General features: G+C 36.1%; 29 protein-coding genes. 1 reads left to right on the top strand and 28 read right to left on the bottom strand.

The window, feature by feature from the left end:
- Window positions 1-100: 100 nt before the first annotated feature.
- From MHI40_RS19830 to MHI40_RS19745, 19 genes are all read right to left on the bottom strand, one after another.
- Window positions 101-412, bottom strand: a complete 312-nt coding sequence (locus tag MHI40_RS19830; RefSeq protein ID WP_340764826.1) for a YolD-like family protein — start codon at window positions 410-412, stop codon at window positions 101-103.
- A gap of 30 nt (window positions 413-442) precedes the next feature.
- Complete coding sequence (locus tag MHI40_RS19825; RefSeq protein WP_340764824.1) at window positions 443-1,702, bottom strand: Y-family DNA polymerase; 1,260 nt, start codon at window positions 1,700-1,702, stop codon at window positions 443-445.
- Window positions 1,699-1,902, bottom strand: coding sequence for a LexA family protein (locus tag MHI40_RS19820; protein ID WP_340764822.1), 204 nt, complete (start codon window positions 1,900-1,902; stop codon window positions 1,699-1,701). The genes MHI40_RS19825 and MHI40_RS19820 overlap by 4 nt, the downstream gene beginning before the upstream one ends.
- A 351-nt stretch (window positions 1,903-2,253) precedes the next feature.
- Window positions 2,254-2,439, bottom strand: coding sequence for a sporulation protein Cse60 (locus MHI40_RS19815; RefSeq protein ID WP_340764820.1), 186 nt, complete (start codon window positions 2,437-2,439; stop codon window positions 2,254-2,256).
- 27 nt (window positions 2,440-2,466) lie between these two features.
- Window positions 2,467-2,715: a hypothetical protein gene (locus MHI40_RS19810; protein ID WP_340764818.1), complete on the bottom strand. Its 249-nt coding sequence runs from the start codon at window positions 2,713-2,715 to the stop codon at window positions 2,467-2,469.
- A 72-nt stretch (window positions 2,716-2,787) separates the two neighbouring features.
- Window positions 2,788-2,976 (bottom strand): hypothetical protein, encoded by a 189-nt coding sequence (locus MHI40_RS19805; RefSeq protein WP_340764816.1) that lies wholly within the window; start codon window positions 2,974-2,976, stop codon window positions 2,788-2,790.
- Window positions 2,973-3,317 carry a YopX family protein gene (locus tag MHI40_RS19800; protein WP_340764814.1) on the bottom strand — a complete coding sequence of 115 codons (345 nt, stop codon included), beginning with the start codon at window positions 3,315-3,317 and terminating at the stop codon, window positions 2,973-2,975. Before MHI40_RS19800 ends, MHI40_RS19805 begins: the two co-directional genes overlap by 4 nt.
- 11 nt (window positions 3,318-3,328) lie before the next feature.
- Window positions 3,329-3,502 (bottom strand): hypothetical protein, encoded by a 174-nt coding sequence (locus MHI40_RS19795; protein ID WP_340764811.1) that lies wholly within the window; start codon window positions 3,500-3,502, stop codon window positions 3,329-3,331.
- Complete coding sequence (locus tag MHI40_RS19790; protein ID WP_340764810.1) at window positions 3,495-3,728, bottom strand: hypothetical protein; 234 nt, start codon at window positions 3,726-3,728, stop codon at window positions 3,495-3,497. Before MHI40_RS19790 ends, MHI40_RS19795 begins: the two co-directional genes overlap by 8 nt.
- A 138-nt stretch (window positions 3,729-3,866) precedes the next feature.
- On the bottom strand, window positions 3,867-4,055 hold the full coding sequence (locus MHI40_RS19785) for a hypothetical protein (RefSeq protein WP_340764808.1): 189 nt from the start codon (window positions 4,053-4,055) through the stop codon (window positions 3,867-3,869).
- Between the two features lie 110 nt (window positions 4,056-4,165).
- On the bottom strand, window positions 4,166-4,558 hold the full coding sequence (locus tag MHI40_RS19780; RefSeq protein ID WP_340764805.1) for a hypothetical protein: 393 nt from the start codon (window positions 4,556-4,558) through the stop codon (window positions 4,166-4,168).
- Between the two features lie 189 nt (window positions 4,559-4,747).
- Window positions 4,748-5,095, bottom strand: coding sequence for a toprim domain-containing protein (locus MHI40_RS23460; RefSeq protein WP_445678346.1), 348 nt, complete (start codon window positions 5,093-5,095; stop codon window positions 4,748-4,750).
- Window positions 5,096-5,118: 23 nt separating this feature from the next.
- Complete coding sequence (locus MHI40_RS19775) at window positions 5,119-5,676, bottom strand: hypothetical protein (protein WP_340764804.1); 558 nt, start codon at window positions 5,674-5,676, stop codon at window positions 5,119-5,121.
- 41 nt (window positions 5,677-5,717) lie between these two features.
- Window positions 5,718-6,197 carry a macro domain-containing protein gene (locus MHI40_RS19770; protein ID WP_340764802.1) on the bottom strand — a complete coding sequence of 160 codons (480 nt, stop codon included), beginning with the start codon at window positions 6,195-6,197 and terminating at the stop codon, window positions 5,718-5,720.
- A complete protein-coding gene (locus MHI40_RS19765) occupies window positions 6,194-6,505 on the bottom strand; it encodes a hypothetical protein (RefSeq protein WP_340764800.1) in 312 nt (103 codons plus the stop codon). The genes MHI40_RS19770 and MHI40_RS19765 overlap by 4 nt, the downstream gene beginning before the upstream one ends.
- Window positions 6,502-6,696 carry a hypothetical protein gene (locus tag MHI40_RS19760; protein WP_340764798.1) on the bottom strand — a complete coding sequence of 65 codons (195 nt, stop codon included), beginning with the start codon at window positions 6,694-6,696 and terminating at the stop codon, window positions 6,502-6,504. The genes MHI40_RS19765 and MHI40_RS19760 overlap by 4 nt, the downstream gene beginning before the upstream one ends.
- 168 nt (window positions 6,697-6,864) lie before the next feature.
- Window positions 6,865-7,608 (bottom strand): hypothetical protein, encoded by a 744-nt coding sequence (locus MHI40_RS19755; RefSeq protein WP_340764796.1) that lies wholly within the window; start codon window positions 7,606-7,608, stop codon window positions 6,865-6,867.
- A gap of 130 nt (window positions 7,609-7,738) precedes the next feature.
- Window positions 7,739-8,071, bottom strand: coding sequence for a hypothetical protein (locus MHI40_RS19750; RefSeq protein WP_340764794.1), 333 nt, complete (start codon window positions 8,069-8,071; stop codon window positions 7,739-7,741).
- Window positions 8,072-8,122: 51 nt separating this feature from the next.
- Window positions 8,123-8,296, bottom strand: a complete 174-nt coding sequence (locus MHI40_RS19745) for a hypothetical protein (protein WP_340764793.1) — start codon at window positions 8,294-8,296, stop codon at window positions 8,123-8,125.
- Between the two features lie 233 nt (window positions 8,297-8,529).
- Between MHI40_RS19745 and MHI40_RS19740 the strand changes: the two genes are divergently transcribed.
- Window positions 8,530-9,378, top strand: coding sequence for a hypothetical protein (locus MHI40_RS19740; protein WP_340764791.1), 849 nt, complete (start codon window positions 8,530-8,532; stop codon window positions 9,376-9,378).
- A 66-nt stretch (window positions 9,379-9,444) separates the two neighbouring features.
- Here the strand turns inward: MHI40_RS19740 and MHI40_RS19735 are convergent, their stop codons facing one another.
- From MHI40_RS19735 to MHI40_RS19695, 9 genes are all read right to left on the bottom strand, one after another.
- Entirely contained in the window at window positions 9,445-9,735 is a 291-nt protein-coding gene (locus MHI40_RS19735) for a hypothetical protein (protein ID WP_340764789.1), read from the bottom strand.
- Complete coding sequence (locus tag MHI40_RS19730; RefSeq protein ID WP_340764787.1) at window positions 9,732-10,007, bottom strand: hypothetical protein; 276 nt, start codon at window positions 10,005-10,007, stop codon at window positions 9,732-9,734. The genes MHI40_RS19735 and MHI40_RS19730 overlap by 4 nt, the downstream gene beginning before the upstream one ends.
- A 307-nt stretch (window positions 10,008-10,314) precedes the next feature.
- Window positions 10,315-10,731, bottom strand: a complete 417-nt coding sequence (locus tag MHI40_RS19725; RefSeq protein WP_340764785.1) for a hypothetical protein — start codon at window positions 10,729-10,731, stop codon at window positions 10,315-10,317.
- 28 nt (window positions 10,732-10,759) lie between these two features.
- Window positions 10,760-11,008 (bottom strand): hypothetical protein, encoded by a 249-nt coding sequence (locus tag MHI40_RS19720; protein WP_340764784.1) that lies wholly within the window; start codon window positions 11,006-11,008, stop codon window positions 10,760-10,762.
- Between the two features lie 56 nt (window positions 11,009-11,064).
- Window positions 11,065-11,235, bottom strand: coding sequence for a hypothetical protein (locus tag MHI40_RS19715; RefSeq protein ID WP_340764782.1), 171 nt, complete (start codon window positions 11,233-11,235; stop codon window positions 11,065-11,067).
- A gap of 78 nt (window positions 11,236-11,313) precedes the next feature.
- Complete coding sequence (locus MHI40_RS19710) at window positions 11,314-11,652, bottom strand: hypothetical protein (protein ID WP_340764780.1); 339 nt, start codon at window positions 11,650-11,652, stop codon at window positions 11,314-11,316.
- 289 nt (window positions 11,653-11,941) lie between these two features.
- Window positions 11,942-12,178, bottom strand: a complete 237-nt coding sequence (locus MHI40_RS19705) for a hypothetical protein (RefSeq protein WP_340764778.1) — start codon at window positions 12,176-12,178, stop codon at window positions 11,942-11,944.
- Window positions 12,179-12,271: 93 nt separating this feature from the next.
- Window positions 12,272-12,697, bottom strand: coding sequence for a hypothetical protein (locus MHI40_RS19700; RefSeq protein ID WP_340764776.1), 426 nt, complete (start codon window positions 12,695-12,697; stop codon window positions 12,272-12,274).
- A gap of 50 nt (window positions 12,698-12,747) precedes the next feature.
- The gene (locus MHI40_RS19695; protein WP_340764774.1) at window positions 12,748-13,026 is read right to left on the bottom strand and encodes a hypothetical protein; all 279 of its coding nucleotides are present in this window, start codon (window positions 13,024-13,026) and stop codon (window positions 12,748-12,750) included.
- Window positions 13,027-13,045: the final 19 nt, after the last annotated feature.

The following is a 13,045-nucleotide window of genomic DNA, read 5'->3' as shown; positions in this document are numbered from 1 at the left end:
TAATAAAATATAATGAGCTAGGAGAACATATCCCAGCTCATTTTTCATGTGTATTCACATCAACTTTTCCACTAATATAGCCTCTATAAAAACAAAACCTTTAATCTATGATTGTAACATCGACAATTTCATCTAGGTTTAGCTTTAATAAATAGAAAGGATCTTGTAATTCAATTTCTCTTCTGCTTAGGTCTACCCCTTCGACAATGCCTCTTCTATATACAAACTCCCCATCTCTCCACATCTTCACTTTCGTGTCTGCTTTACTGATAATTGCAATGTCTAAGATGGTTTGAATCGCATCATAATCCCATTCATCTAATTGTGGCTTTGCTTCCCTTTTTAACCCCTGTTTAAAGCCTTTTAGCATAGACACGTGCTCTGTTAACATCATGCCTTGCCACTTCTTCATGCCACGGTCTACAATCAAAATGTCCACTCCCTATTCCTTATGCCCACCGACCATCTTAGAGCGTTTCACTGCAGTTCCTGCAGCTGTATAGGAAACGGCTCTCAATAATGCAGCAGACCCATATCGATTTCTAATATTATCCATAGCGGTTGCAAGCTTCCGGTTCTTCCAATTATCTTTTTCAAAAAGACTCAGTTGCATTGATTGTTCATCTTCTAACTTTGTAACAGAAATGGATATGTGTCGCACGGGATTTCTATTATAATTTTCTTTTAATAAATCCAAGCACACTTCGTATATTTTCATGGTGTCATTAGTCGCTTCCTGAATGGTTCGAGATCTTTGAAATCCACCGCCAAAAGCATCTTTACTATAACCAATTCCTAATGAAATCGTTCTAGCTGCTTGGTAGGTATCTCTTGCTCTCTTTGCTACATCTTCACACATTTCTAATATAACGGCTTTTACTTCCTCGATTTTATTGTAATCTCGCATTAAGATTTGACTTTTGCCATAACTGATTTGGCCCTCTACTACAGGAGAGCCTAATTCGGACAAATCAACCCCATGAGCATGGTGATATAGTTGGTTGCCCATTACGCCAAATTTTTCTTCTAGTAGTTCTAAAGGGTATCTAGCCAGCTGTCCTATATTAAATATCCCCATATTGTTTAGTGTTTTTTCTACTTGGCGACCAATTCCCCACATTTCTGATAAGGGAGAGACTGTCCATAATTTTGTTTGCACATCAGCATACGTCCATTTCGCAAACCCAGTTTTCTTTGCTTCTAAGTCCAAAGCAAGCTTCGCCATGAGCATATTTGGACCCATCCCAGCGGTCGAATGCAATTGCAAAGTATCTAATATTTCTTTTTGTATTTCTTTAATTGTATTTTCTGGTGGTCCCCATAGCCTTTCAGTACCAGTCAAATCAATAAAACTCTCATCCACACTATATACGTGTATGGCTTCTGGAGGCACATATTTGTGTAGTATTTCCGTAACAGCCATACTCATTTCCAAGAAAAATTGCATTTTAGGCTCAAAAATCTGTATGTCCGGGTGGTTAGGAATTTCAAATAACCGTGTTCCGGTTTTGACACGGAAACGTTTTTTCATTGCAGGAGATGCCGCTAATACCACAGATCCTTTTTGTTCTAAATTACCAACTACTGCAATGGGAACTGTCCTTACATCTAAATCGTGTATAACAGCCATACATGAGGCGTAAAAACTCATCATATCCACACAAGCGATGGAGCGGTTAGGCAATTCGTTATAATTGATCATCGCAATATGTGCAAAGTTCTTGAACGCTGATCTATGAAATCAATATATCCTTTTCTCCTCATGCTTTCCAAATGACCATGAACTGTTGCTGGAGAATTTAGCCCCACACCATAAGCTATCTCTCTTATGGTTGGGGAATAACTATGTTCAGCTAAATACCCTTTTATATACTCGTAAATTAGTTTTTGACGATTACCCATTAGACAACATTCCTTTCTTTTTGAGTTACTGGAACAAATGCGAGCACATTTTCGGTAATAAACGTACGTTTTGCATTCCTATTGAAGCAAAAAACATGAAAAGTATCACCTTGAATCTTTAGGAGTTTTACTAGCCTTTTGCTTATATTTCCTTTGGAATCCAAATACATTAAATCAATCAATTGATTACGTTCCGTACATTTCATTAAATCTCTACGCACATCTGTTCGCCCCTTTTTCTTTCAATTATACGAACGTTCGTTTGATTTTACAAGAAGAAATTTTTTCTATTTATCAAGTTCGTTCTTGTTTTACAAAAAAAGAGACACCCATTAGGACGCCTCGGCTTTTCTATTCTGTTTCGTAGATGACTAATGCGGAATGCATAACACCTTTCTCTGTTTCTTCATAAACAGCTGCATACTTAACATCCACCAATTCCATTTCACTTTCACCTAAGAACTTATTTATTTCTTCCTCCATTCTTTCCAAAACGAACCACTCACTAAACGACTTCACTTTTCTCATCTTCTTCATCCTTTCCTATCCACATCTCGGAACTTTTTACTCCCACTCTTCAACAGATAAGTATTTTACAAAGCCATTGCATTCACCATCAAATTCATCATTGGATTGAATCACATTGTCAATATCAAAATCATTATGGTACTCTTGAAATGCTTCTAATAATGTTTCTTTTTGTGAAGAGTATATCACCGTTCTTACGGACATTAATTCTTCACCATGCTCTTTTTCCATCTCTTCTTCTTTGATGTAATCTACCAAACATAATTCTTTTATTTTAATTTTCATTTTCATTCTCCTTTTCTATATCGCATAATGTGTCTACGGTTACATAAGTTCGCACAAATTCTTTGTCCCTTACTATACCCATTTGATAAATTCATTTGTTCTGTCCTCGAAATGACACAAGCGTCCATCAATTTTCAACAAAAGAATATCGCCAAGCACCGCATATATTCCAATATACCTAATTTTATAGGTGCCATAATTTGCTGCACATTTTTTCAAATCATTCTCTAGTAATTTCCATGAGTTTTTATATAGTTTCATGTGATCTTCTCCTTTTGAATGAGTTCTGGGTTCAAAAATTGGTCACCCAGCACTTCGTATCGTGTATTGGTGTTCAATCTTCTGTTTCCAGCAAAATAAAACCCTGACCAATCTACTTTAAATTCCACTATTCCAGAGAGTCTTAAATCGATATTGCTATGATAATGAAAAATGAGATCATGCTCGTAAATATCTACCCCTCTACAATCTTTAATTCCGGTAAATCCAGACATGACATAGCGGTCATTTGAGAAATAATAAGATAAGTCTCCTCTCATCATTTCTTCCCAAGCAATCCATAAATTTAATGCCGTGTCCCACGCTCTAAATTTATACTTCACTCTACGCCCTCCTATCTTAGCTTTTCTAAAATCGTAAACCGTCCATCGGAGAGTTCTTTTCCATTTTCAAATGCTTCAATCGACGCGATAATCTCGGAAAGATAGCCTTCCGAAGGGCATCCATTCCCCATCACGCCACTAATTACCTTTGTAGACTTTTCTTTTCCATTATTTAATTCAGACATTTATGACTTCCTCCTTTAATAGTCTCAAATCTTCTACAGCAACAATCGTAAAACCACCACCGTCGAGCCTCACATGATATGCATGTACCGCTACAACTTCTCCTTTTAGAAGCATTCCTCTTCGCCGCACGTCAATATGTCCCATAGAACCTTTATTAAAATGCCTAATTCCTTGCGAATAGTTACCAGTTAATTGAACGCGGTTGCCTTTTTCAAACCCATTCATGTTTGATCCTCCTTTTTATATGACGGTCAAGCCGCTCCTTTTTATTTGATACATGTCATTCTATGCAGTTGCCTTCTAAACCATAAGAAAAGACGCCCCTAAGGACGTCGTCTTATTCTTAAGTTATTCAGACTATTTTTAGAGCACCTTTACATCCAGGTAAATGATTACTTGACCAAAGGCAATTTCAATTCTATCTAGTCCTATGATTCTATACTTTTCGTCTAATACTTGGACAATGCTACCAACGCAGAGCATCTTCATTCGGTCACTGTACTCTGCAATGTCAGAACTTTTAATACAGAGCTTATTTTCTCTGACGAACATACACATTCTCCTTTGATAAGACTAATTCATTTTTATATCGCTTTGAAACCACAATAATTAATCGTGTAGTACAATTCTAGTGTTATGAACATTATACGAAATGGCATGTTCTAAAGCAGTTTAATTGCTGCTCTTACTACTTCTTCCTTTGATTCATAGGTATCAAACACACGGAACATATCTACCCCGTCTTCTACAAATTCGAATTTTTCTAGCACATAGAAAGGTGCCTCTTTATAGATCTGGTGTTTCCCCACTTTTACTACTTCATGCTCCCCTGCTGTTAGTAATTTCTGGAGTATCTGATTTTCTTGGTTGGTCGAGATTCTATCTCCCTCTGCAACTGCCATCCACTCACCTGAAAGCTCGTCTAAGGACATTGTGTACAAGTCATTATTGTCAATAAGGAGCTGGTGAAACTTTTCATCTTTGCCGCATTCCTCGGCTATCTCCCCAAACACTTCACCTAGTTTAAACAATAATTCTTTTTGCTTTTCATTCATTAACAATCTCTCCTTTTTTAGTGACAGCATGAAGCTGTTCCTTTTTGTAAAGACCCTCTATCTTATGCAGGAGCAGGCTAACTAATCATTCATTCGACCTTTTTTTGGTGGTAGTTTATGTAATCTAATAGAGATAATTTCCTCTGATTTTCAAAAAAAAGAACGCCCAGTTGGACGTCCTTAATGATTTCATATTTCTGCTACATGCAAACGCAGTACGCTTTCAAGATACGGCAACTCGCAGTGTTCAACACCTGTCTTCCACCGGTTATTCCGATAACACATACACATTTTAGAATCAAGATGTATCTGTAAGAGACAGGGATACTCCTTCTTAATCATACCTGCCAGAAGTTCTCCCGCTTCATCTGGATCAGTAAGAAGAAAGACTTTCTCACAGGACGAGATAGCCCCGTCTATATCCATCCGAACTCGGTTGTTGAGTCTAGTGCCGTTCGTAACCACTACGTACGCCGTAGGTAGTAGCAGTTTAAGCTTATCCTCATCATGAAATCCCTCTACTATAAACCCAAGCATATATATCCGCCTTTCTCTTCTCATCAAACTTTTGTAAGTTTACAATTTTCCTGGTCAAAGAATGCTATTTTCTCATTTTCCCAATTTCTTTCTTCAATGACTATTTCCAAGTCTACATTATGGGTCAGTTCTAAAATTCTCATTAAGAACTCATCGAAAGAGAAGCAGTCACTTGTATTCATCTCTATTAAATAGTGAGACATGCTTTCCCTCTGAGAATTACCATATATGGTGCTGACCCCAGCAAAGTACCTAGCGACTTCTTCTTGGTTCGTGAAAGAAGTCAGATACTTATTTCTCAAGCCATTTGTTTCCACTACAAAGCTTTCTATTTCAACCCCTCTGTATATGGTTCCCTTATAAGGGAATAGGTGTTGGAACGTCTTATACATCGTTTGGAGATGTATGAGAATGTCGTCTAAAACCTCACCATTCAGCCAATAAATAAGGAATTTTTCTACTTTTTGTATACTGTTATGATACGAACAATATTCCACTTTCCCAAGTATTGCTGAAAGGAAGTAATTATATTCCTCTTCGTAGGTTTTGACTGAAACATCATTTGTCTTTAACGTTAGCAAATCAAATGCCCCCTCTTTAAATCATCTATTCATACTAGACCTCAGCGAAACTCATATAAGTCTATTTCCACTGGACTATTTTTAAAAATTTCCTCTATTCCTTGTTTGATCTCCGTCCAATCTCCCCCAGCTAAACCGCATCCAATATAGGTTGGAATCGCGACAGATAGATTAAGTTCTCTCGCTTTTTCCTCTACTTGTTGAATTCCTTTTAACAGAGCTTCTTTTTTGGTGTAGACCGTTTTGTCATAAGTACCTTTTCGGATATTCACTTGGCCAAATACATTAGCGATGATATTCCCATCATAAACATCTACAAAATTAACAAGTCCCAGCAAGTCTTCATCTTTTAGGCCCTTTTGTAGTTCCCTTAGTCGAAACTTTTGATATTCCTTTTTCACATTCGGATAACGCATCATAATAGATTGTGCAAGGCCCTTACCCATAAATCCTTTACAATTAACTTGTTGTACCAAAATATCCTTATCCGACAATAAAATATTTCCCTGTAACGTTTTCATTTTTTATTCTCTCCTCTAGTTTCATTTCCCTCATTGCTCCACCTGATAATCAAGCTATAGGTGTCAGTAGGTGAATACTTGGAATTAGTCGTATGATATACATCAAAATTTCGTTTTTTGAGTTCTTGGACTACCTCTATCACCATTTCGAGTGGTATCCCTTTTCCTTGAATCTGGTATTCGAGAAAGTTCTTTTTGTGTTCGTAATGGTGTTCGACAATACGGCAAGCAATTTCAAAGAAAAGATCTTTTGTAACCGCAAATCGACAAGCTGTAGCCTTCCCATTTTCTTCTACACCATTGGTCATTCAGAAAACCTCCAAAATTCGCCTTCGGTTTCCTTTCGCATGAATATATGATGAGTGATACCTGTTGAATTTTCCCAGTTCATATCTATTTGGCCAGCACCATCGTCTAACACCTTATCGACCAAACCAACATCCCCTTTTTTGCAGTACCTGGAGTTGACGAGCAACTCTATTTTATCTCCTACCTTCATCTTCCAATTCCTCCTTTTTATCATCAGCCAAAAACTGTCCTATATTGTTTGTTCTGTTTATGATATGCACGTAAGGATGGCCTAACAACGAAATGCGAAAGGTAATCGTTCGGAAGGAAAGAAAAAGACCCTTGGTGCAAACCAAGAGTCTCATCTGTCTATTCTTTTTTAGTTGGCCTCTGGGTAATACTCAAACCCCTGTATTAGATCTCCTTCTACCACGATCGATATTCTTCGATTTCCGCAAGAACATCGGTGTTCTCCCATAATATACGTAGAACACTCGTAACATTCATGTTTCAGGTATACTTCTGTCCCGAATGGCACTTGTTCCTTTAGATACTTTTCTTTTGCTGACTCTGCGACTGTGGCAATAACCTCCGTTGGCGTCAAATCCTCGATGTCTATTTGATGCTCTGTTGCATAGGCAATGGACTTAATCAATAACTTATCGGTCTTTTTGACTTGATTGATCTTGCTATTAAATTGATTTGTTATCTTCCTGTGCAATTCGACCACATTGGTAGGCGATTGATTATTACTGAGCTCAATCCCTTGGATAACACATGAAGTCATATGTGCCGTCGGAATATGTCTTTGGTAGCTTGGATATTTTTCCGATATTTTGTCAACAACGTTATTTTTGAACCATGCTTGATACCCACTGGGCTTCGGAAAGAATCCTGACTTCTTATACTTAATAACGTCAATACCCTGTGTTTTCAGAAAGGTGACCACTTCATCTATTTTGGTATTCTTTTCTGTTACAAGCCGCTTATATGTTTCCTGGTTCTCCTTTTGTATTTCATGCCAACTCTTATACAGGTCTATTACCTCTTTTTCAGTCAATGCTAATAACTTATCCCATTCTCTGATTACTTCTGCATTTGGAAACTCTTTATATACACTCATGGATTTACCCTCCCGTATTTTCTGGCAGTGCCAGACCTTCTTTTTCTTTCTGCTGCATGATATGCAAGGAATCTTGGTTCCACAACAAACAGAAGGAAGAACAAAAGAGACAGCCGAAGCTGTCTCCTTGTTATATCGCTTTATGAGAGAGTTCTTCTTTCGATATCCATTCTTCGACAAGACGTTTCGCTTCATCCATTCCAGAAAGATCAGATGGATACGTACAAGAAAATGTACCCAAACGTTCAACAGCTAATACATCATCTTTTTCAAATAAACTGATGATCGCTTGATAGAATCGATAAGCAAATTCCATGTCATCTCCAAATGAAAAGTCTCCAATCCCACACTCCGAACCTATAATATCTACTCCGTAGCCTTCTTCGTCATCGCAATAAAATAGTATTTTAATGACATCCTCATTTTTTACAATAATATTGTACTGTTCTTTTACTTTAGCCATTTTCAACATCCTCTCTTTTTTATGTTCCATTCGTCTTGGGTAAATTCGTGCTTATTCTACTCCGAACTGCCCATCACGATATTCATGCTCCTCAATTTGATCTACACTTTCCATTACTGCTTCCGTATTATCTGGATACAGCAGATATACCTCCTGCCCATCATTAAACAATTTTTGAGCTTTTTGGGAACTTATTTTTGTCATACCTTCATCGGTATATGCCATCCATTCTCCTCCTCAATGCAGTCAAGCTGCTCCTTTTTAGTTAATACCTTCTATCATATGCAGTTCTTTTAATAACTATAAGAAAACGCAATTAGATGGACACGTTAAACTTTGAAAAAATCGGTTTTAATTAAGGTGAGAAGGAAGTTTAAAAATAAAGCGATAAATAAACCACATATTTACTAAAAAATGTCGTATTATTAGGTATATTAAGTTAATGGGGGTCGAGAAGTATGTATGATTTATTAATGGTGCTCATCGGAGCAAGTTTTTTGGCAATGTGCCTATTTATATTCTTAGCTATCATTTCTTGGATTAATAAAAAGAGTAGTAAAAGCAAGAATATGATTAAGTTTGCTGGTTTTTCATTAGCAGCAATATTCTTTTTTGGATTTGTCTCGGAATTATTTGAAGAAGACACTCCGGTCAGTAAGAAAAAAACAGAAACTTCTGCACCTGTAGTTGCAAAAGAAACAGAAGAAGAAAAAAGTATAAGAGTAGCAAAAGAGGCTGAAACAAAAGCGAAAGAAGAGGCCGAAAATGCAAAAGCAAAAGAAGAACAAGCAAAAGCTGATGCGGATGCAAAACTTAAAGCAGAAGCAGAAAAAGTGAAAATTGCAGAAGAAAAACGGGTAGCAGAAGTTAAATTTTATAAAGAAGAATTATCCCCTCAAATGCAAACAACATTAAAAGAATACGTCGCGATTTGGGAACAACTTTGGGTAGCTACATTCAATGGAGTATCAAATGGCTCAGTAGATGTTTATAATGCATACTCGAATATGAAAGCAATAGATACTCAATATAGAGCTCTGTCTACCAAAATAGATAATATTGAAAAAGGTTCCTTATCCAAAAAGAATCAAAAGGAACTAAAGACGTTCAAATCCAAGTTAAATTCTGCAGTTATGTATCGAAGGATGGCATCTGATGAAGCAGCAGATATGTTTGACGCTGGCACATTCCGACCTTCTGAATTCGAGGATGTAAAAAGAATTGTAAACTCTTCCGATATTGACATGATGCAGGCAGCATTGAGCATGACCGTCATTGAGGATAATCTTGGTCTTTTGGGCGAATAAAGTAAAAAAAACCAAGATTATTTTTTTCTTGGTTTTCTTCTATTTGCCATAGTTTTTTATCCACTCTCACTCTTTTTCAATCTTTTTATCGAGACCATTGAAACGAATAGCCAACTTCTTTGTAAACAAAACCCCATTATTCATAGAAAACACATAATTCTTTCCTGTTTCTATATCTTGCCATACACTATCTGTCCATATTAAATTCGCTATCGGTTTATTCATAAGAACTAAAGAAAATGCATAAAGTTGCTCCTTCCCAGTAGTCTCAGCATGCGATAAATAAAACCCGAACAATCTTCTATAACCAAAGAATTTTATTTTTTTAGCTCTTACACTACTTTCTTTTTTGTTCATTTCGGTTCCTCTCCTTTCTTTGCCTTCGTCCAATTAAACAAAATCGTGGATACAACAAACCCTAAGACTCCAATTAAAAATGGGAAAACGGTAATGAATGCCCAATTGCCTATCGGTGAGTCGGGTATAAAGATCATTGCTATAGCTATGACGTTAGCACCTATCAAACCAATGACAGCAAATATATGCAGAGCGGTCTTAAAAAATTCATTTGAATTTTTCATAAGTACACGATTTACTTTACTTTGTCTGATGCTTTTCTGTTTCGACACTAAAACACCCTCCCTAACTGCAGCTTCACTGCTCCTTATTAATGGATATAGTTATCTATATATATGCGAATAGCCATCAGAACATAAGAAAAGACGTCCATCAGGACGTCTTATGATTCTTTTAATGCTTCTTGTGCAATTTTCTGTGCTACATACAAAGTAGTCGTATGAATGTTATCAATCTCTTTTAAAGCTTGCTCATACCGCTCTATTAATAACGACAACTTTCTTTATATGCTTTTAATTCTTCTAATAATTTACTCATTTTCTTCACTCCTTTAGATATCTAAGCCTTATATTAGTTCTATTAGTTAGCCCACCGTTCATATGGATAATCCACTCTATCAATAAAGCCGATTTCTTTTGCCTTGTAACGTACTTTCATTGTGTTTTCGTAAGTCCAACCCCAAATTTCTTTATAATCATTTAGGAAACCTTGTTCACCCTTCATAATAAATCCTGCGAATTGCTGAACTAAATGTCTCATTGTTCCACCTTCACTAAAACCATCCCAACGATAATGATTAATTGGACGGATTCGTTCTTGAGTGTAACTGTCGATGAAATAAAGAAGACCATTTTCAGCAAAGATAAATTTACTTGGTATGAGTTGTTCATCTTTTTTTGTTCCTAAAGTTGGGTTATGGCGTTCTTTGTCTGTTTCAACAATGAATCTTATTAAAAGATTAATTGCATCTAACCTTTCAACTCTTTTAGATTTCATAATGTTCCTCCTATTGTGTGCTTGTCCATTAAACATTTCTCATATACAGCAAGTTTTTGAATTTTTCTAAGTCCCTATGACAATAAAAACGATAATATCCTTCGTAATACGCATCACTATTTATAACCATTTCATTCGCTACTTCTATTGTTAATAAATGCTCTGTATCACTCTCAAAATCAAAATAGTTTCCATATATGAATGGAATTTGAGCGTAAGCAATATTTTCACCCTCAATAATCTTTTCAATATCAGTCTTGACGAAGTGGATAATCATTGACTCACCCTTTCTGCTACGCTTGATGATTCTTTTGCAACATTTGGTCTAACAGTTCATTTCCCATATATCCAACAGTCAGAATGAACGACTATGCGATTTCCACTCTTATCTTCTAGCCCACATGGAAGTAAAATAATTCCGTTTCCTGCGTTGTATCCAATAACTACATACTCGATATCTCCAGTATGACCGTTATAAACTAATTGACCCTTTTCAAACTTCATATAAATCGCCCCTTAATTCGTTACCCATTCACATGCCAACCCCTTTACTTCATATGCTAATTAGAGCTAGAATGGCAACTACTGACCAATATTTTTCAAGGCGTTTTCAATTGCTTCATCAAAACCGCATCCCCCGTTATAATATCGGACTTCAAATGTAATTTCCCCGTTTTCACTAATACTTGCATTGAAAATACCACTATCTGGGTCAACTTCTTCTTTTTCAACTTGATAAACATCCCCGTTCTGAATCGTCATCGTACGATAATGCTTATCTAATAGATATTCTTCGTAGCTATCAAAGTAAGACGGAAGCTCTTTATTTCCTAAAAGTCTTTTGCATTGTTCTTCCAAATTTTCCTTCTCAAATCTTTCGACTCTACTTAAGACGCCTTTGTAATGAACTGTTTCACTCAAACTATTCATCCTCCTTCAATCTGAAATATTTAATTTGTTTTACTTCATTGCTGTTAGTTGTTCAAAGCCTCTTTTAATGCTTCCTCTACCTATCCGCCGTTAACATGATAAGTTATTATTATCTGCGAGAAAAGACGCTCCTTTTTTTCATATTCTCCTCATGATATGCAGATATCTTCTAAACCATAAGAAATCAAATGCCTTATTATTACACCCTCTAACTTCTTGTATTAGATGATTTTTCTCTAACTGGTATGAAATGTATCTACTTTTCTCATAAAATCTAATCTCATGTACTTTTTATGTTAATTCGATTCCAGTTCTTTTCGTAAACAGGTTTGTCTTTACGGAGCATGATAAACATTCCATCTTCATTTTGATACTTCTGAAATCTTCGGAACGGGCTACTATCTTTTTCCAATTCCCATTTAGCAACAAGAGAATAAGCATTTTCCGACTTCACAATAATTGTAGGTTCGTTCCATTTTTCTAACCAATTATTAATATAACCCTTTATTTTAGACATATAATCCCATCACCTTTCTAATATGGATAACATCTGATTCAAAAAAAGATGCTCCGAAGAGCATCCGATTCCTCATGAATAGTGAACTTTAATTTAATGCCACTTAACTTTCCCTCCATTTTCTGCACAATCTTTAAAAATGTGTTTCAAGTCAGAGAACATTGCACAATCTGATCTTCCTGCATATCCATAGCAAATATTATCGTCTTCATCCTTAATCTTTTCGTAAATCAGCTTTGCTTGTCTTTGGTCAATGGAACCTTCACAATCTGATTGATAACAAAAGTTCGCAATTTCGGATGTTATTACATTTCTTTTAATCAGTTCATCCGTTTGTTTATTATATTTCTTATAAAAAGCCTCTCTATCCATATCTGGTAAGCTCATTGCTTTATCTAGCTTGGAGAAGTGATTTCCAAATTCTAAACTAGATAGAGTTGCAATTTTTTTTCGATAGAGATTAAAACCTCCATAACCCATATCCGCACTAAAACTTTTTGATTTTATTGTAACTCCCACTGAAATTCCTCCTTATATTTAGTTCTCCATTTGATTCTAGGGCGTGTTGTTTATTGCTGTTTTTTTTCCATCCACGTTTCTAAATCTTCTTTTAGGAACGAGCCAGTTAAATAGTTTTGCCTCCCACAATTAGGGCATGTTCTACTTAGTGTTTTTTCAAACTCACCACAACCAGAACACTGATATTTATACTGATCCATTTTTAATTGTTTGATCTCTAATTCCAATTCGTCGATGTAATCAGCACTTTCTGTTAAAGCAGCTGTTATAATAGATGACTGAAATTTACTAGCTAAACTTCTTAGTGCTCGAGTTCTAACTTTCGGCATATTCATTCTCCTTTTCTAC

The organism is Psychrobacillus sp. FSL H8-0510, assembly GCF_038008345.1.
Classification (GTDB): domain Bacteria; phylum Bacillota; class Bacilli; order Bacillales_A; family Planococcaceae; genus Psychrobacillus; species Psychrobacillus psychrotolerans.
This window is presented reverse-complemented; position numbering and strand designations above follow the sequence as displayed.